Origin of the sequence: Sphingorhabdus sp. EL138 (assembly GCF_945890115.1) — a bacterium.
GTDB lineage: Bacteria > Pseudomonadota > Alphaproteobacteria > Sphingomonadales > Sphingomonadaceae > Sphingorhabdus_B.
The window spans coordinates 93,630-111,302 of record NZ_CAMDCK010000004.1 but is presented as its reverse complement, the minus strand read 5'-3'; the positions used below and the strand labels follow the sequence as shown (position 1 = coordinate 111,302).

General features: G+C 54.3%; 21 protein-coding genes and 2 tRNA genes. 8 read left to right on the top strand and 15 right to left on the bottom strand.

Features of this window, described 5'->3' with window-relative positions; translation table 11 throughout:
* The first annotated feature begins 1 nt into the window (after position 1).
* Entirely contained in the window at positions 2-250 is a 249-nt protein-coding gene (locus Q0O07_RS03125; RefSeq protein ID WP_295490253.1) for an RNA-binding S4 domain-containing protein, read from the top strand.
* Positions 251-355: 105 nt separating this feature from the next.
* Complete coding sequence (gene fdxA, locus Q0O07_RS03120) at positions 356-694, top strand: ferredoxin FdxA (protein ID WP_295490252.1); 339 nt, start codon at positions 356-358, stop codon at positions 692-694.
* Here the strand turns inward: fdxA and Q0O07_RS03115 are convergent.
* From Q0O07_RS03115 to lipB, 3 genes are read right to left on the bottom strand one after another with little or no spacing between them, the layout of a single operon-like run.
* Complete coding sequence (locus Q0O07_RS03115; RefSeq protein WP_295490249.1) at positions 691-1,983, bottom strand: NADH:flavin oxidoreductase/NADH oxidase family protein; 1,293 nt, start codon at positions 1,981-1,983, stop codon at positions 691-693. The genes fdxA and Q0O07_RS03115 overlap by 4 nt on opposite strands.
* On the bottom strand, positions 1,980-2,267 hold the full coding sequence (locus tag Q0O07_RS03110) for a hypothetical protein (RefSeq protein ID WP_295490246.1): 288 nt from the start codon (positions 2,265-2,267) through the stop codon (positions 1,980-1,982). The genes Q0O07_RS03115 and Q0O07_RS03110 overlap by 4 nt, the downstream gene beginning before the upstream one ends.
* Before the next feature lie 15 nt (positions 2,268-2,282).
* On the bottom strand, positions 2,283-2,960 hold the full coding sequence (gene lipB, locus Q0O07_RS03105) for a lipoyl(octanoyl) transferase LipB (RefSeq protein WP_295490244.1): 678 nt from the start codon (positions 2,958-2,960) through the stop codon (positions 2,283-2,285).
* A gap of 79 nt (positions 2,961-3,039) precedes the next feature.
* On the opposite strand from lipB, the gene Q0O07_RS03100 reads away from it, so the two are divergent.
* A complete protein-coding gene (locus Q0O07_RS03100) occupies positions 3,040-3,783 on the top strand; it encodes a hypothetical protein (RefSeq protein WP_295490241.1) in 744 nt (247 codons plus the stop codon).
* Here Q0O07_RS03100 and Q0O07_RS03095 read toward each other — a convergent pair.
* The 8 genes from Q0O07_RS03095 to petA all read right to left on the bottom strand — a co-directional run bounded on the left by Q0O07_RS03095 (position 3,773) and on the right by petA (position 9,687).
* A complete protein-coding gene (locus tag Q0O07_RS03095) occupies positions 3,773-4,360 on the bottom strand; it encodes a GNAT family N-acetyltransferase (protein WP_295490238.1) in 588 nt (195 codons plus the stop codon). The two genes, Q0O07_RS03100 and Q0O07_RS03095, sit on opposite strands and share 11 nt — an antisense overlap.
* A gap of 6 nt (positions 4,361-4,366) precedes the next feature.
* A complete protein-coding gene (gene hemF / locus Q0O07_RS03090) occupies positions 4,367-5,224 on the bottom strand; it encodes an oxygen-dependent coproporphyrinogen oxidase (protein ID WP_295490236.1) in 858 nt (285 codons plus the stop codon).
* Positions 5,221-5,682, bottom strand: coding sequence for a tRNA (cytidine(34)-2'-O)-methyltransferase (locus tag Q0O07_RS03085; protein ID WP_295490234.1), 462 nt, complete (start codon positions 5,680-5,682; stop codon positions 5,221-5,223). Before Q0O07_RS03085 ends, hemF begins: the two co-directional genes overlap by 4 nt.
* Before the next feature lie 273 nt (positions 5,683-5,955).
* The gene (locus Q0O07_RS03080; RefSeq protein ID WP_295490232.1) at positions 5,956-6,489 is read right to left on the bottom strand and encodes a hypothetical protein; all 534 of its coding nucleotides are present in this window, start codon (positions 6,487-6,489) and stop codon (positions 5,956-5,958) included.
* Between the two features lie 143 nt (positions 6,490-6,632).
* Positions 6,633-6,706 (bottom strand) — tRNA-Gly (locus Q0O07_RS03075).
* 120 nt (positions 6,707-6,826) lie between these two features.
* Positions 6,827-7,690: a cytochrome c1 gene (locus Q0O07_RS03070; RefSeq protein WP_295490230.1), complete on the bottom strand. Its 864-nt coding sequence runs from the start codon at positions 7,688-7,690 to the stop codon at positions 6,827-6,829.
* An 18-nt stretch (positions 7,691-7,708) separates the two neighbouring features.
* Complete coding sequence (locus Q0O07_RS03065) at positions 7,709-9,004, bottom strand: cytochrome b/b6 (protein WP_295490228.1); 1,296 nt, start codon at positions 9,002-9,004, stop codon at positions 7,709-7,711.
* A gap of 14 nt (positions 9,005-9,018) precedes the next feature.
* Positions 9,019-9,687, bottom strand: a complete 669-nt coding sequence (gene petA, locus Q0O07_RS03060; protein ID WP_367271031.1) for a ubiquinol-cytochrome c reductase iron-sulfur subunit — start codon at positions 9,685-9,687, stop codon at positions 9,019-9,021.
* 284 nt (positions 9,688-9,971) lie between these two features.
* Between petA and Q0O07_RS03055 the strand changes: the two genes are divergently transcribed.
* Entirely contained in the window at positions 9,972-11,345 is a 1,374-nt protein-coding gene (locus Q0O07_RS03055) for a class II 3-deoxy-7-phosphoheptulonate synthase (RefSeq protein WP_295490225.1), read from the top strand.
* Between the two features lie 36 nt (positions 11,346-11,381).
* On the opposite strand, the gene Q0O07_RS03050 is transcribed toward Q0O07_RS03055, so the two are convergent.
* From Q0O07_RS03050 to Q0O07_RS03040, 3 genes are all read right to left on the bottom strand, one after another.
* Positions 11,382-12,065: a response regulator transcription factor gene (locus Q0O07_RS03050; RefSeq protein WP_295490222.1), complete on the bottom strand. Its 684-nt coding sequence runs from the start codon at positions 12,063-12,065 to the stop codon at positions 11,382-11,384.
* A gap of 155 nt (positions 12,066-12,220) precedes the next feature.
* A tRNA-Gln gene (locus Q0O07_RS03045) sits at positions 12,221-12,295 on the bottom strand.
* A 62-nt stretch (positions 12,296-12,357) separates the two neighbouring features.
* Entirely contained in the window at positions 12,358-13,446 is a 1,089-nt protein-coding gene (locus Q0O07_RS03040; RefSeq protein WP_295490219.1) for a branched-chain amino acid aminotransferase, read from the bottom strand.
* A gap of 60 nt (positions 13,447-13,506) precedes the next feature.
* On the opposite strand from Q0O07_RS03040, the gene Q0O07_RS03035 reads away from it, so the two are divergent.
* From Q0O07_RS03035 to Q0O07_RS03020, 4 genes are all read left to right on the top strand, one after another.
* A complete protein-coding gene (locus tag Q0O07_RS03035; protein ID WP_295490216.1) occupies positions 13,507-14,016 on the top strand; it encodes a MarR family winged helix-turn-helix transcriptional regulator in 510 nt (169 codons plus the stop codon).
* Positions 14,016-14,330, top strand: coding sequence for a phosphoribosyl-ATP diphosphatase (locus tag Q0O07_RS03030; RefSeq protein ID WP_295490340.1), 315 nt, complete (start codon positions 14,016-14,018; stop codon positions 14,328-14,330). The genes Q0O07_RS03035 and Q0O07_RS03030 overlap by 1 nt, the downstream gene beginning before the upstream one ends.
* 15 nt (positions 14,331-14,345) lie before the next feature.
* Positions 14,346-14,723 carry a histidine triad nucleotide-binding protein gene (locus Q0O07_RS03025; protein ID WP_295490213.1) on the top strand — a complete coding sequence of 126 codons (378 nt, stop codon included), beginning with the start codon at positions 14,346-14,348 and terminating at the stop codon, positions 14,721-14,723.
* 65 nt (positions 14,724-14,788) lie between these two features.
* The gene (locus Q0O07_RS03020; RefSeq protein WP_295490210.1) at positions 14,789-16,348 is read left to right on the top strand and encodes an amino acid permease; all 1,560 of its coding nucleotides are present in this window, start codon (positions 14,789-14,791) and stop codon (positions 16,346-16,348) included.
* Positions 16,349-16,403: 55 nt separating this feature from the next.
* On the opposite strand, the gene Q0O07_RS03015 is transcribed toward Q0O07_RS03020, so the two are convergent.
* The gene (locus tag Q0O07_RS03015) at positions 16,404-17,657 is read right to left on the bottom strand and encodes a multidrug effflux MFS transporter (protein ID WP_295490207.1); all 1,254 of its coding nucleotides are present in this window, start codon (positions 17,655-17,657) and stop codon (positions 16,404-16,406) included.
* Between the last annotated feature and the right edge of the window lie 16 nt (positions 17,658-17,673).

Genomic DNA, 17,673 nt, shown 5'->3' with positions numbered 1-17,673 from the left:
GTTGCGGATCGACAAACTTCTGTTCTTTCTGCGACTTGCCAAGAGCCGGACTCTTGCCCAAAATTGGGCGGAGACCGGCCACATCCGGGTCAATGGTCGCCGGGTGGAAAAGGGTAGCCAGCCCATTGCCATCGGCGATATCATCACATTGCCCGTTGGTGAGGCCGTTGTAACGTTCAAGCTGCTGTCGATGCCATTACGGCGCGGCCCAGCCTGTGAGGCATTGCTTTGCTATCAGCGCATAGACTAAAAATTGGCAGGCAGTTGCATTCCGCCGTTGACTTCTCCCCGCGCCTCGCAATAGGCAGCATAGTGAAGCGGCCACTCCGCCGCCGCGTTTGGGAGATTTCCGCAAGTGACTTATGTCGTTACCGATGCCTGCATCCGCTGCAAATATATGGACTGCGTTGAAGTATGTCCGGTGGATTGCTTTTATGAAGGCGACAACATGCTCGTCATCAACCCCAATGAATGCATCGACTGCGGCGTTTGCGAGCCTGAATGCCCTGCAGAAGCAATTTTGCCAGACACTGAAAGCGGTCTCGAGCAATGGCTTGAACTCAACGCGACCTATAGCGCGGAATGGCCAAACATCACATCAAGCCGTGAACCGCCAGCAGATGCAGATGAGTTTAAGGGCGTAGAAGATAAGTTCGACAAATATTTCAGCCCTGACCCCGGCGAGGGCGATTAAGCTCTCGCCGCGCGGGACGCCTTTAACCAGCTTTTCTGATACGCTTCCACTTCACGCAATGCGGCAAAAACCGTCATATCTGGTGCTGTGCGGCCCGTGCGGCCAAGGGCGTAGATCTGGCTGTAAAACCAATATTGCGTGGCAAATCCTTCCATACTGCGCACCATCTTGATCTTGCGTAAGCTTGACAGCCATTCAGGCAGCAGCTTCAATTGATTCTCGATCTTGGGCAATATCGCCATACCACCGAGCAGCCTCTTTGGTGCTTCCGGCATGACGCATAATGGCCTGGCAAGGCCGATGACGTCGGCACCGCCGTTGCGCAACGCTTGTTCTATTGCCGATGCGCTGCGGAAGCCGCCGGTCACCATCAAGGGTATTTTTAACTCGGCCTTCATCGCTTGGGCGAAGTCAACAAAATAAGCTTCCCGTGAAAGCGTGGTGTCGGCGACATTCTGGGCCTCTTCCTCCTCCATACCTTGAATGCCAAGTAGCTTTGGTTGCTCATAAGTGCCGCCCGAAATCTCGATGAGGTCCACACCTGCATCCTGCAGCCATCGGGCCACTTGCAGGCTGTCCTCAAAGGCAAAGCCGCCGCGCTGGAAATCGGCGCTGTTCAATTTGACGGAAATGGGGAATTCAGGACCGACCAAGGTGCGTACAGTATTTATCGTGAACATCAGGAAACGGGCGCGGTTCACAAGGCTTCCGCCCCAACGGTCGGTGCGTTGGTTCGACCGTGGGCTTAAAAATTGCGAAATCAGATAACCATGCGCGGCATGGATCTGAACGCCTGTAAATCCGCCATTTTTGCAATGTAACGCGGCCTGCCCAAAGCGGCCTATGAGGTTCAGAATTTCGTCCTCGGTTAAGGCGATAGGCGTCCCGAATTGTCCACCGGGTAACCGCAGCTTGACCGCAGAAGGTGCCTTGGGACGCGGGTTGATCGCGCGCATCGTTTGCCGTCCGGCATGGCTAATCTGCGCCCAGAAATGATTGCCGTTGCGGGTCGCCGCCTTTGTCCAGAATTGGAGGGCCGTCATCATCTCGGTGTCAGGATGTCCTTCAAAAAAGACATTGCCAGGGCGTTCGAGATGGTCCGCATCAATGTGGATATTGCCCGAAATATGCAGGCCAGCGCCGCCATCCGACCAAATGCCATATAGGTTCTGCAATTCAGGCGTTGGACGACCCAATGGGTCGGCAAGTCCCTCTGTCATCGCGGCCTTTGCGATGCGATTGTTCAGTACGGCCCCGCAAGGCAGCTTCAGCGTTTTGCTTAGTCTCACTTTGCCTCGCCGGATATTTCGACTTTTGCCGTGTCTACTGTATCGGTTTTGGCTCGGGCAGCATCTTCGCTCGCGACGGGTGCCGAAACAACGGCGTCAGGCTGAACGGGTACATCGTCAACGGCTTCATCTGTGTTGATCATGTCGTCGCTGATCGTGCCTTCTAAACTGTCGAGATTATCCATGCGCGTTTCGGTGGCCTGATTATCCTCCTGAGAACCGCCGCATGCGGACAGCAGCAGCAGCATCATGGCAAGGGCAGGCGTGAAGTTGCAAAAGCGCATAATATCCTCGTCGGTCTAACTCGGCGCGACCGTACAATTTTCATCCGCTTTCGCAAGACTATTGAGAAAATCGGGGAGAGTGGACAATAAAGCGGCGTCAAAATCTGATAGGGTAGCGCTGATGCCTAACGCGGCGAGGCTGGTCACCGGATATTCCGATATCCCGCAGGGCACGATGCCGGAAAAATGGCTGAGATCAGGGGAAATATTGACGGCAAAGCCATGCATCGTGACCCATTTGCGAATACGTACCCCAATCGCGCCAATCTTTGCTTCTTGGCCGTCCGGCGTGTCACACCAAATACCAATGCGCCCTTCGGCACGGCGGGCTTTGATGCCAAAATGGCTAAGCGCATGTATCACCCAACCTTCCAACGCATGGACGTAGCAGCGCACATCCTTTCCGTGGCGGGCAAGGTCCAATAAGACATAGCCAACACGCTGCCCCGGTCCATGATAGGTGTATCGCCCGCCGCGTCCGGTGTCATAGACTGGGAATTGCTGGCTGAGCAGTTCTGCGGGGTCCGCACTGGTACCGCTGGTATATAAGGGCGGGTGTTCCAGCAGCCAGATAAGCTCTCTTGCGTTGTCATCACGGATGGCCCCCTGTAACGATTCCATACGCTTTAGTGCGTCTGGATAGGGAGTCAGGCCCGTTGATATGTCCCAGTCGATATTGTGATCCACAATCATGATATACCCCTTAGCATGGTGCAAGCGGCTTGCCACCGCATATGTCTGCCTCTACGCGGCGCATAGCTAAGGAGAAATTATGCCAAAGAAGCTTGATTATCGCGCTGTCTGGATTGACGCGCGGGCTTTGCTTGCGGTGCATAAAGAGGCGATTGCCGCAATCGCAGGCTTCTTCATTTTTATGTCGGCATGGATTTCGGCCTTTCTCGTGCCGCCGCTTATTGTTGAAAATCTGGACAATAGAAATCAAGCCATGTTGGAAATCAGCCGCTATTTCGAAGCCAACTGGCGCGTCCTTTTGCCGATGATGTTGGTAACCACCTATGGCAGCATCTCTTTGTACGTGCTGATGTCGGGGCGTCAGTTGGAAAAAGTGGGGGATGCCCTTAAAATCGCAGCGGCATTATTCGTCCCCTATTTGGTGGCCAGCTTGCTCGTTGGCTGGGCTACCTTGGCTGGATTTTTTCTGCTGATAATACCGGGTCTTTATCTTTCTGGTCGTTTTGCAATATTGCCCGCCGTCTTCGCGCAGGACTCCGGCGATGGTGTCAACCGTTCCGTCATCCGGACGTGGCGCGTTACAAGTAATTGCGGTTGGTCGATCCTGTTTTTGATGCTCTTCGTTGCCGTTATATTGCGCATTTTCGCAGGTTTGGCCGATGCCGCAATCGTCGCCATTTTCCAGTCCATCGCTGGCGAAGATGGTGTCCCGATTGTCGAGTCCGCCGTCAAGGCGCTATTTGTCACTTTGGAGGCCGTAGCTTTCATATTGATGCTGGTCGCCGTCAACCGACAGCTTTCCGCGCAGACACCTAATCTATAAGCGGGATATGTGGCGCAGCGTCGCGCGGTATGAGGCCATTAAGGCGTGGGTCGGGGAAGGTTTCCAACTGCCGTTGATAAGCGGTGAAGCCGGACCTTTGATAAAAGGCCAGCGCATGGGGACCATCAAGCGTACAGGTGTGCACCCACACCCGCTGAACGCCGGCCTCCGCCCAGCCCATCTGTAGCGCCATCGCCATCAACCATTTGCCATGACCCTTGCCAGTCAGTTCTGGCACAAGGCCGAAAAAGGCAATCTCGCATTGTCCGGCCTGCCGGAAATCAAGCTCCAATATTCCGACCTCAATGCCGCGTCGGTCCAGAACGGCCCAGATACGCACTGCAGGGTCATGGATGATGTGCAACAGGTCGGTGTCATTCAGCGCAAGCCGAGAGAACCACAGCCAAGGTTCCCCAATGCGGCGATACAGCGTGCGATACGTATCTGCCTTTGGCGCTTGCCATCGTTCCAACCGCAGCTCTGACGCTGGTAGCGCCCGCAACGGCGGACGGCTCGTCATTTCCAACGATGTAATAATGGCGCCAAGTTCGCCATGGGCAATCGGGCTAAACACCATATGGATTTAGGCCCATATGACTTCGGGTGGCAGGCTCATCAATATTGCATCGACATTGCCGCCAGTCTTCAACCCAAAGGTCGTGCCACGGTCATATACCAAGTTAAACTCAGCATAGAGGCCACGCCAGCGCAATTGCGCCTGCTTTTCTTCGGGGCTGAAGGGTTGGTTCATACGGCGGCGGACAAGCGTTGGAAAGATGTCGAGGAAGGCATTGCCGACATCGCGCGTGAACGCGAAATTCTGTTCAAACAACGCGTCGCTTGTGTTTTCGAGATGATCGTAAAAGATCCCGCCGACACCGCGATGAACGTTGCGGTGCGGAATCCAGAAATATTCGTCCGCCCATTTGCGATAACGTTCATATACATCGGGGCCATAAGGCGTACAGGCCGCACGGAGGCGCGCGTGGAAGTCGTCTGTGTCTTCCGAATAAGGAATGGGGGGGTTAAGGTCCGCGCCACCGCCAAACCAGCTTTTCGTCGTAACCAGATAACGCGTGTTCATATGCACTGCTGGAACATGCGGGTTTGCCATATGCGCAACGAGGCTAATGCCCGTGGCGAAAAAACTGGGGTCTTCAGCCGCACCATGAATAGTTTTTGCAAATTCGGGGTTAAAGCTGCCGCCGACGGTCGACACATTGACGCCAACTTTCTCGAAAACCTTACCCTTCATCACCCCGCGGACACCGCCGCCACCGGGGGAGCCATCATGGTCGTTGCGGGCCCATGGGGTATATTCAAACGACGCGTCGGAGCCTGCTTCGCGCTCAATCGCTTCAAAGGAAGCGCAAATGCTGTCGCGGAGCGATTCAAACCATGTCCGCGCTGCCTGTTGGCGTTGATCTAATATCAGGGTCATTTCTCGCCTCTCGGGAATGAATGGGTCTGTCGAAGACCTTCTGCCAAAGCGATGCCAGCCGACACCGAAATGTTCAAGGATCGAAATCCTGTTGCCATCGGAATACACACGCGCGCGTCGGCGCGTGCATGCACTTGCGCTGGCGCCCCCTTGCTTTCGGACCCCATGAGAATGATGTCATTAGGCTGAAATGTGAATTGTGGAAGCGGGGTAGACGCCTTGCTGGACATCAAGACGATCCGCGCGCCGTCCAAGGTTTCGAGAAAGGCCGACCAGTCGGCATGACGTCGAAGCTGGACATGATCCATATAATCCATGCCTGAACGTTTCAACGCGCGTTCGGAAAAGGCAAAGCCGCAAGGCTCGATGATATCGCATATGACGCCAAAGCAAGCCGACGTGCGCAAAACCGCACCGACATTCCCCGCCATGTCCGGCTGATACAGCGCAATGCGCATGTGACACTCCTCACTAGAAATCCATTTCCTGGCAATTAGCGTGTATCGTTGCCTGCATACAAACCATTATCGCGCTAAAGGCGGAGTAGGCCAACATTATGCAATTGCTAGCCACAGCAATTTAATCAGAACGCCAAAGATGCCGCCCGCTCGCCGATCTCCGCAAGCCGGCTCACCTTAAAATATGCACGAAACTATCGCCCGCAGACCACAGGCCTAGTGACTCTTCAATCAAACAGTGCGTGAAAAAGCACGGACGATAATGCGCTAAACTTAGCGTGCCTTACGCGCGGCCTGACGTTCTTCAATTGAAAGGCTGTCATCTTGATTGGCATCTGCCTTACCAAAGCGTGCGTCAATCGCAGCGCGGTATTCTGCTTGAGATACGGCCTTGTCTCCATTGGTATCGGCGCGTGCCATCATGACAATGGCACCAATCCGGGCGCGTTGGCGGCCTTCACGCATGCTGGCTCCAATGCGTTCCAGGCGCCGTTCACGCCGGTCGGCACGTCGCTCGGCGCCAGCTTCATGTATCGCCATGAACTCGCTTTGGCTAATTGCGCCGTTATTATCTGCGTCCATTATAGCAAAGCGCTTTGCCATCATGGCGGCCCGGTCGGCAGCGTTTAATGTGCCGTCGCCATTTATGTCTATCTTAGCAAAGCGCGCATCGGCCGCTCCCATGGCTTCCGCCTTGGTGACAATCCGATTTCCGTCTGAATCGGCTTTAACGGGTGCAGCTTGAAGCGCCGCTGCGGAAGTAACAGAAAGACCCATGATGCCAGCATACAGTGAAAGTTTCTTCATCGTTCTCGCTCCTTATAATCGTCCGCACTAATGAACACGCGTGAATATAGGATGAATATGGGGCGATAGGCTGTCAAGACAATGGCCGCGTTGTTGCAAACTGTATCAGCTTAGCGGTGCAAACAGTGTAAAGGTCAGAAAGTTGGAGCGGGTAAGGGGAATCGAACCCCTCTAGCTAGCTTGGAAGGCTAGTGCATTACCACTATGCTATACCCGCGACGGACCAATTGGCCGTGTGAAGCGCCGCTATTGCCATTATCCGGCCACAGCGTCAACGCCCTCATTGCAAAAGAAAGGGCCGCAAAAGCGGCCCCTTTCAAAAATCGATTTCACGCCATTAGTGTTTTTTGTCTGCCCAGATGGTTTTGTAGGACATCCATGCAAGCACGGTGAAGATGATTAGGAAGCCCAATGCCGCCCAACCTGCGCTCTTGCGGTTTTCCATCTTCGGCTCCGCTGTCCATGTCAAAAATGCAGAAACGTCTCTCGCCATCTGCGCCTTGGTGGCCTTTGTACCATCGTCATAGGTAACCTGATCATCACCCGCGATCGGGTTGGCCATGGCGATATTCAGGTTTGCAAACCATGGGTTGAAGTGCAGGCCGGCGGGCGTCGCGGCTTCGGGGAATTCCTTCAGCAGCTCTTGGCCTTCTGCGTTCTTGTAACCCGCTTGATCGCGGTAGCCCATCAACAAGGAATACACATAGGCCGTGCCATCACCGCGCGCCTTGGTGATCAGCGAGAGATCGGGTGGAAGCGCATTGTTGTTGGCCGCACGTGCCGCAACTTCATTCGCAAATGGCGAAGGAATTTTATCGGCAGGAATAGCCGGCCGCGAGGCCGCTTCACCCGTTTCAGGGTTGATGCTTGGCACTTCGGTCTTCCAAGCCTTGGCAAGTGCCTTCACTTGTTCTTCATTGTAACCCAATGCCGCGAAATCACGAAAGGCAACAAGCTTTAGACTGTGGCACGCTGCGCATACTTCGGAATATACCTTCAATCCGCGCTGTAACTGGCCCCGGTCAAACTTGCCTAACGGACCGTCATGCGCAAAGCTGACGGCAAGTGGCATTTCGTGAAACTCATGCTCAGCCGTGGGCTGCGCAGGTTCCTGAATGGCTTTGATAACGGTATCCCCAAGGCCAATTAAAAGCATTCCACTGAAAAACAGGCCTACTAAAAAAGCAACTAAACGAACCATGATACTGCTTTCCCTGTTTTACGCGGCCGCTGTTTCAAGCGGTTTGCCGGTGACAGCTTCGGTGATTGAATTAGGCAGCGGAAGCGGCCGTTCAATGCGCGAAACAATCGGCAGGATGATTAAGAAGTGGATGAAATAATAAGCCGCTGCAATCTGGCTAAGAATAACCCACTGGGTGTAAGGGGGCTTTCCGCCGCAATAGGTCAATAGAACCAAGCATGGGATTAGGCCAAACCAGAAGAACTTGCGGAACAGCGGACGATAATGACCCGAACGCACGGGTGACGTGTCCAACCATGGTAGGAAGAACAACAGCAGGATCGAACCAAACATCGCAAGTACGCCCATCAACTTAGCTTCAATGATGATGACGCCTGTGAAGGGGATGCCGAAATCGACGGTAAACGCCTTTAAAATCGCATAAAATGGTAAGAAATACCATTCAGGCACGATGTGCGCAGGCGTCGAAAGCGGATTTGCCGGGATATAGTTGTCGGGGTGGCCCAACATATTTGGCGCAAAGAAAGTCACTGCCACGAAGAAGATCAAAAAGATCCCAAGTCCGAAGCCGTCCTTTGCGGTGTAATAAGGGTGGAATGGAACCGTGTCCTGTTCGCCCTTAATGCTCACGCCCGTCGGGTTCGATGATCCCGGAATATGCAATGCCCAAATGTGGAGGATGATGACGCCAGCAATAACGAATGGCATCAGATAGTGCAGCGAAAAGAAGCGGTTCAGGGCCGCTTGGTCTGGCGCAAAACCGCCAAGGAGCAACTGACGCAATGGTTCACCTACCAACGGAATAGCGGAGAAGAAGCCAGTGATAACCTGCGCCCCCCAGAAGCTCATCTGGCCCCATGGCAGAACATAGCCCATGAATGCGGTCGCCATCATCAACAGGAAGATGGTGACACCCAGCAACCAGATCATTTCACGCGGCGCTTTATACGATCCGTAGAAAAGACCGCGGAAAATGTGGATGTAGACGACGATGAAAAAGAAGCTCGCGCCATTCATGTGCGCGTAGCGCAGGAACCAGCCTGCGTTCACGTCGCGCATGATATGTTCGACGCTATTGAACGCGCCGTCGACGCTTGCATAATAATGCATGGCAAGGACGATGCCGGTTACAATCTGGATAACCAATGCGACGCCAGCAAGGACGCCGAAGTTCCAGAAATAATTGAGGTTACGTGGCACGGGATAACCTGCACCGACTGCGTTATATACCAAGCGCGGCAAGGGCAGGCGTTCATCGACCCACTTACTTACTGTGCCTTGCGGCTTATATTCTTGTGCCCAAGGGAAGCTCATTAGTTTCTAGCTCCTCAACCGATTTTTACGACTGTGTCAGAAATGAATGCGAATTCCGGAACGACGAGGTTTGTCGGGGCTGGGCCCTTCCGGATACGTGCGGCGGTATCATAATGCGAACCATGGCAAGGGCAGAAATAGCCGCCATATTCACCTTTAACTTCGCCAGCGGCGGCACCCAAAGGCACGCAGCCCAAATGGGTGCAGACGCCAAGGGTAATGAGCCAGTTTTCCTTGCCAGGCTTTGTTCGGTCGGCAAGCGTTTGCGGATCGCGCAAACCGCCGACATCGACCTTGTTAGCCTCTTCGACTTCCGCAGGTGTTAAATTGCGGATGAAGACTGGCTGCTTGCGCCAGCTGGTCTTGATCGATTGGCCAGTCTGAATGGCGGCTACGTCGACTTCGATAGAGGCCAAGGCCAGTACGTCAGCACTTGCACTCATCTGCGATACCAAAGGCATTGCAACGGCGGCGGCGCCTACGCCAGCGAAGCTAACGGTTGCGATATGGATGAAGTCGCGGCGGCGGACGCCTGGTGCCTGATCGTTGTTTTCAACGCCCAGATCGTCCGCAGTTATGCCGCCCGACGTCGCTTTATCCGCATTCAAAGCAACCGCAGCAGGGCCCTTTGGCGCTTTCACCGGTTTTTTTCCGGTGCTTTTTGTTTTTTTGACTGTCGACATAATCTGCCCTTTTTGCGTCGCGGATCCGAACCCCGCAATACCGACGAAATCCCTTCACTCCCACCGCGTCCATCACAATGGCGCACGACAGGGGCGATTCAGCGGCCACATAGACGTCTTTCCAGTCATTTGCCAACAGGCAATTTGGTTACCAATGTGGCAAAAGATGCTGGCTGTGTTGCATTTTGCGAAACCAACGGAAATTAGGCGCTAACACTTGCTACCGACAACATGTTACGCCTAAAGGGCGCAAATTTTATATTATTATTGTTGGAGTACGCCCTATGGCGACGAATTGGACGCCTGAAAGCTGGAGAGACGCAACGGGCATTCACATGCCGGTGTATAAGGATGCTGCCGCGTTGTCGGCCGCCGAAAACACGCTGCGTAATTATCCGCCGCTGGTTTTTGCAGGCGAAGCGCGAAACCTCACTGCCGATCTTGCAAAAGTAGCGGACGGTAAGGCGTTTCTGCTTCAAGGCGGCGATTGTGCCGAAAGCTTTGCCGAATTTCATCCGAATAACATCCGCGACACTTTCCGCGTGATTTTGCAAATGGCGGTCGTGCTGACCTTCGCGGGCAAGTTACCGGTGGTCAAGCTTGGGCGTATGGCGGGCCAATTTGCCAAGCCGCGCTCCACACCGACTGAAACCATCAATGGCGTTGAGCTGCCGAGCTATTTCGGTGACATCATCAACGACATTGAATTTGTGGCCGAGGGGCGTGAGCCAGACCCGGCGCGTATGATCCGCGCTTATAGTCAGGCCGCATCAACATTGAACCTGCTTCGCGCCTTTTCCAGCGGTGGTTATGCCAATCTGCAACAGGTCAACGCCTGGACGCATGATTATATGGGCCGTTCGCCATGGGCGCAAAAATATAAAGAAACCGCAGATCGTATCAGCGAGGCGCTGGCCTTTATGGAGGCGTGCGGCATTACGCCAGAGACAGTTCCACAAATTAAGGGAACGAGCTTCTACACGAGCCATGAAGCCTTGTTGCTGCCCTATGAGCAAGCGATGACGCGAGAAGACAGCCTGACCGGCGGCTGGTACGATACGTCAGCCCATTTCCTGTGGATTGGTGATCGGACGCGGTTCGAGGGGTCGGCTCATGTGGAATTTTTGCGTGGTATCGGCAACCCCATTGGCGTGAAATGTGGCCCAAGCCTTGAACCCGATGCATTGTTGCGAATGCTTGATACGCTGAACCCAGCACGGGAGGCCGGGCGGATCACTTTGATCTCGCGTTACGGCTATGACAAGGTAGAAACGGGGCTTCCAAATTTGGTACGCGCTGTGCAGCGTGAAGGACATCCTGTCATCTGGTCCTGTGATCCGATGCATGGCAATGTCGTCAAATCAGCCAGCGGATATAAGACGCGCCCGTTTGAGCGTATCTTGGCCGAAGTGCGCGGCTTCTTCGCTGTACACCGCGCCGAGGGAAGCTTTGGCGGCGGTATCCATATCGAAATGACGGGTCAGAATGTCACCGAGTGTACTGGCGGTGCAGTTGCGGTAACTGACGAAGGGCTTGCAGATCGGTATCACACACATTGCGACCCAAGATTGAACGCAGCGCAGTCGCTTGAACTGGCGTTTCTGCTGGCCGAAATGCTGAACCAAGAAATGGTGGAGCGGGCGAAAAAGGCTGCTTGAAGCAGCCTTTTTGTATAGGTCCCGTTTTACGGCTTACTAATGAGATTCAAGACGGTAACCGTACCCGAAAACCGTGAAAATCCGGAAGCCGTTTTCGGGTCGCAAAGACAACTTGGCCCACACCCTCGAAATGTGCATGTCTAACGTGCGTGTCGCGAGCGTTGCCGTTGTCCGCCAAATGGTTTTCATAATAAAATTACGTGACAAGGTCCGGTCTGTGTTTTTGAAAAACATTTCCGCTAACTCAAATTCCTTGGCGGTCAATATGACGGTCTCGTCATGGATTGTAACACTCTGTTCAAGCCGGTTCATTTTGTACGCGCCGTATGTGACCTCGGTATCAAAGGCGCCCCCTGCCGCATTGCCGCGCAGTAAAGCATTTACCCGGGCCGCGATAACATTACGGCTTTCTGGCTTCGTTATGTAGTCGTCAGCGCCAGCATTCAAAGCATCTGTAATATCCCGCTTAGCAGACCGGTTCGCCATCATGATAACCGGTGGGCGTGTGGGCAAAGTCTTATTCATCCATTCAAGCAGGGATGTATCGTCCGCCGCGCGAATATTCCAATCCAAGATGACGAGGTCAAATGCTTCCCGCGCTAAAATCTCCGTGAAAACATTGTTGTCGGTGCAACCGACGGCGGTATACCCTAGGTCTTCAACTATCTGTTTAAGATAATCGACAACATCCGAACCATGGTCAGCAATAAATACCCTCATCTTAGGTCCACCCCTCAGAAGCCCAACGGCTATACGGCGATAATATGTATCTAACGATATATTACTTAGTTACTAGATGGTAGAAAAAGTTTTACGCATTTTTACAGGCGGTTGCAAAAATTTCGCATATAATATATCCGCAGTATCTGCGTGAATGGCTGGGGCGGCAGGGATCGAACCTGCGAATGGCGGCATCAAAAGCCGCTGCCTTACCGCTTGGCGACGCCCCAGCAAGCCAGTAAACTGGCCGGTGCGGGCGGCTTATATCGCGGGAATCTTATTGCGCAACTGCTTAATCGATGCGCTGCACCCAGCCATGGGTATCTGCGGCAATTCCGCGCTGAATATCCACAAGTTTTGACCGGATTTGCTGAGTCATCTGCCCCGCACCGCCCGCGCCGATGGTGAAACTACCCTTGGCGGACTGCACTTTTCCAACCGGCGTGACGACCGCAGCCGTTCCGCAGGCGAAGGTTTCAACTAAGCGCCCCGATTCCGCATCGGCCCGCCACTGGTCAATGGCGTAGCGTTCCTCACGCACGCTCAACCCTTGCGCGCGCGCCAAAGTCAGCACCGAATCGCGGGTGATGCCTTCCAATATTGTACCGTCGGCGGGCGGCGTGATGATTGACCCGTCATCGAACAGGAAAAACAGGTTCATGCCGCCCAGTTCCTCAACCCAGCGATGTTCGGCGGCGTCGAGAAACACGACTTGGTCGCAACCCTGTTTAATGGCTTCGGATTGTGCGACGAGGCTGGCGGCATAATTGCCCCCGCATTTTGCCGCGCCCGTGCCGCCCGGTGCCGCGCGGGTATATTGTTCGGACACCCAGATCGAAATGGCTGGCGCGCCGCTTTTGAAATAATTGCCCGCCGCAGACGCAATGACCATGAACAGATATTCAGCAGACGGCTTCACGCCCAGAAACACCTCACTCGCGATCATGAATGGGCGCAGATAGATGGATCCGCCGTCGACAGGTGGAAACCAGTCTTTATCAACCTCAACCAATTGCTTGCACGCTTGCAGGAACATCTCTTCGGGCAGCGCGGGCATTGCCAAGCGCTTTGCCGAGCGTTGAAAACGACGGGCATTTTGTTCGGGGCGGAATAAAGCCATCCCGCCGTCGGCGAGGCGATAGGCCTTTAGCCCTTCAAAAATCTCTTGCGCATAATGCAAAACGGCCGTCGCGGGGTCGAGCGTAAGGGGACCGCGTGGCCCGACCTTTGCGTCATACCAGCCCTTGTCGTCCGAATATCGGATTGTCACCATATGGTCTGTGAACACCCGGCCAAAACCGGGGTCGACCAACCGCGCCGTGCGTTCGGAAGGATCTACCGGATACGGGTTTGCCTCAAAAGGAAATGCGCCAGCGTTCATCGATGCTCTCATTCATTAGGGTCTTGCACTGTCCTATGGCCTAGGCCAAGATACGTCAATATGGCTGTCCCATCTTCTGTTTCTGTCACCCCGACTGCGTCGCCCCTGTTCCTTCGTGAGAATGAAGTGCGCCGCGGGGTTGAGCTTTTGTTCTTTGGTTATACGCGGCTCACACGCGCCATTGACGAAGGGCTGGCCGAACATGGCCTTGGTCGCGCGCACCATCGCGCGTTGTATTTCATTGCGCGCCAGCCCGATTTGCCGATTAGCACGTTACTGAAAATCCTTGCGATTACGAAACAATCGCTTGGCCGCGTCCTTACCGATTTAGGGGATCGCGGCCTTGTCGAAACGCGGACGGGGAATGTCGACCGGCGTCAGAAACTCTTGCGCCTCACGCCCGAGGGGGTTCAGTTCGAAGCCCAATTGTTTGATGCATTGCGCAACAGCCTGGCGTCCGCTTATGCGGCGGCCGGGCAGGAATCGGTCACCGGCTTCTGGCGCGTCCTCGAAGGCTTGATCCCTGCTGAGGACAAGGCCATGGTCGTTGCCTTACAGAGAGATATATGATGCGCGATACACTCATACGGCTCGAACATATCATTGCCCAGCGCGCGGACGCCGCCCCAGACAGTAGCTATGTCGCATCCTTATTCGCCAAGGGCCGTGGCAAAATCGCGCAAAAGGTTGGCGAGGAAGCGACCGAGACCATTATCGCTGCGCTGTCGGGCGACGCGGCGCATGTCACCGCTGAAGCGGCGGACCTGATTTTTCACCTGATGATATTGCTGCGTGATGTGGGTGTCACGCTGGACGATGTACTCGCTGAACTCGATCGCAGGGAAGGTGTCTCTGGCTTGGTCGAAAAAGCCGCGCGGACATAAGCCAAGGAGTGACACATGCCGATTGACCCAACACTGGAATATGACGACCAGAATATCTTCGCCAAAATCCTGCGTGGCGAGATCCCGTGCCGCAAGGTGTTCGAGGATGAATGGGCCTTGGCCTTTGACGACATCAACCCGCAGGCACCCGTCCATGTGCTGGTGATACCCAAAGGCGCTTATGTCAGTTGGGATGATTTTAGCGCCAAAGCCAGCGATTCCGAAATAGCCGGCTTTGTTCGCGCCGTTGGCCATGTTGCGCGCGAATTGGGGCTGGTTGAGCCGGGATATCGATTATTGGCGAACATCGGAATGGACGCGCATCAAGAGGTTCCACACTTGCACGTCCATATTTTTGGTGGAAAACCGCTCGGACCCATGCTGGCACGGTGAAATTAAGTTGCGCGGTGGCATTTTGAGGTTAGGTTCTGCGCGACAAGAAATCCATCGGGGAGATTATGATGGCCGTTGAGCAGCAATCCGTGATGCAGCGCATGTTTGCGCGCAAAACGATCGCACAGGTACAAAGAGAGTCGGCAAACAGCGAATTGAAGCGTTCGTTGGGCAAATGGAACCTTCTGCTGTTAGGCGTTGGTTGCATCATCGGTGCGGGTATTTTCGTCCGTACGGGTAGCGCGGCTGCCTTACATGCTGGCCCTGCTGTCATGTTGTCGTTCGTTGTCGCAGGTATCGTCTGCGCCTTTGCAGGGCTTTGCTACGCCGAACTCTCCTCGACACTGCCCGTGTCAGGTTCCGCTTATACCTATAGCTATACGACATTGGGTGAATTTGTCGCTTGGATCATGGGCGCGTTGTTGCTCCTTGAATATGGCCTCGCAGCCTCGGTGGTCGCGGTAGGCTGGGGCGGATATGTCGTCAGTCTTCTGGCAGACTTTGGTCTTGTCATCCCGCCGCAGTTTACCGGTCCGACCGGTCAAGCCGTGATGCGTGACGGTGCGCCGTTGATCGTTGATGGTGTTGCGGTGACCGCGATTTTCAACTTGCCAGCATTCTTCATCTGCATGGCTTTGTCGCTTTTACTGGTGGTTGGCGTGTCGGAATCGGCCAAGGTGAACAACGTCATCGTCGCCATTAAGGTGAGCGTTCTTGCTGCGTTCATTCTGGTTGGTGGTTATATCGTCCTTTCAAATCTGCCTGAACTGGTGGCGACTAATTGGACGCCATTTATTCCTGAAAATACCGGCGACGGTGAATTCGGTTTCGACGGCATCATGCGTGCCGCATCCATCGTGTTTTTCGCCTACATCGGTTTTGAAGCTGTTTCGACCGCTGGTCAGGAAGCAAAAGACCCCAAGCGTGACATGCCATTTGGCATCATTGGTTCGTTGGTTGTCTGCACAGTCATCTATATGCTTGTTGCTGCGATCATGACCCTGCTCGTGCCTTATGAAACATTGAATGTGCCTGACCCAGTTGCGGTTGTGGTTGATAGCTTCGGCGCGCAATGGTCGTGGCTTGCAAAGACCATTAAGGTCGGCGCGATCATTGGCCTGACCTCGGTTGTTCTGGTGTTGATGTATGCACAAACCCGTATCTTCTACACCATGGCCCGCGATGGTCTGTTGCCGAAGATATTCTCTAGGGTACACCCACGTTTCCACACACCTTATATCAATACGCTGTTGGTCGGCACGATCACGGCGGTTGCGGCTGGTTTCTTTGACATCAATGTTCTGGGCGACATGACGTCGGTTGGTACCTTGGCGGCATTTGCAATCGTCTGTCTGTCGGTGATTTACCTGCGCCGTGCAGCACCTGAATTGCCACGTGGCTTCTCGGTGCCGCTCTACCCGCTGACACCGATTCTTGGCATATTGTCGTGTCTGTATCTGATCGAGTCGCTTCCAAAACATGTACTTATGATGTTCGTCTACTTTTTGGTTGGCGCCATATTTATTTACTTCGTGTATGGCATGCGCAATTCTAACCTGCAGCATGACCAGTTGGCCGATGATGCGCCGGATATGGGTGAGTTTCCTGGTCCAGTTGTAGACTAAGGCTTCCGGCAAATAACAAAAGGACAGGGGCGCTTCGGTGCCCCTTTTCTTTGCCTTAATTGCGCGGATTGGTGGGCATGGGTAATGTGGTGCCGGGCCGCGTAAAAAGCTTCCCCTTTTCGCACCATAGGACAAGGCCAAGCGCGACCAGCCCGCAGCATAGAAACCCTAGCGCCACCGGATATACCGTGCCGTCAAACTGTTGCCCGATGATTGCCCCCAGCGATGCCGAAAGCAATGTGCGGACGAAGGTCTGAAAGGACGAGGCCGCCCCTGCGACATGGCCAAAGGGTGTCATCGCAATCGACGAGAAGTTGGAGCCGATAAAGCCGATCATCGCCATGTTACCGGTCAGCAATATCAGGAAGATCGGCAAGGATGTTGGTGCAAATTTGGCCGCAAGCAATTGCAACGCGCCCAAGGCGATAAAGGTCAACAAAGCAGTCTGCGACACACGGCGCGCGCCAAAACGTTCGACGATGCGCGAATTGGTGAAGTTGGACACCGCGATGCCAATGGCGATGATCGCAAAACCAATGGTAAAGAAATCCGCTGCGTTGAACACCTTGTCGAACATCTGCTGCGAACTGTTGAGATAGCCGAACAAAGCGCCCTGCGTGACGCCGGCGCCAATCATATAGCCCGCAGCGTTGCGGTTGAGGAAAACAATCTTCCACGCCTTGGCGAGCGCCTTTGGTTGGATAGGAATGACATTTTCGGGGGCCAAGGTTTCGGGCAAGCGCAGATAGACCCAGATAGCGGCGATGACCGCCATGAAGGCCATCAGGTCAAAAATAACCCGCCAGCCAGCGAAAAGCAGCACCAACTGGCCAATGGTCGGCGCGACAATTGGGACGATCATGAAGATGAGGAAGATAGTCGACATACGCCGCGCCATGGCGTCGCCTTCAAACTGGTCCCGTATGACCGAGATCACAAGAACGCCCATGGCCGCGGCCAATAGCCCATGGATAAAGCGCATGATGAGCATGATTTCAAAATCAGGTGCAAAGGAACATGCCAAAGAAGCGATCCCCGAACCAATAATTGCGATCAGCAATATCGGCTTTCGCCCATAACGGTCGGACAATGGACCGTAAATGAGCGCACCGATTCCTGTCCCCGCCAAAAAGGTCGAGATGATATACTGGATCTGGTTCGGATCGGCTAGGCTAAGGCCGCGCACCATGGCGGGGAAGGCGGGCAACATCGCGTCAATGGCCAGCGCATTGAGCGCCATGAGCGAGGACATCATCACGGTCAGCTCGCGCGGACCAATGGATTTCTGAACGGGAGTCGAAGATGGCATTTTGCGGCTATGCGGG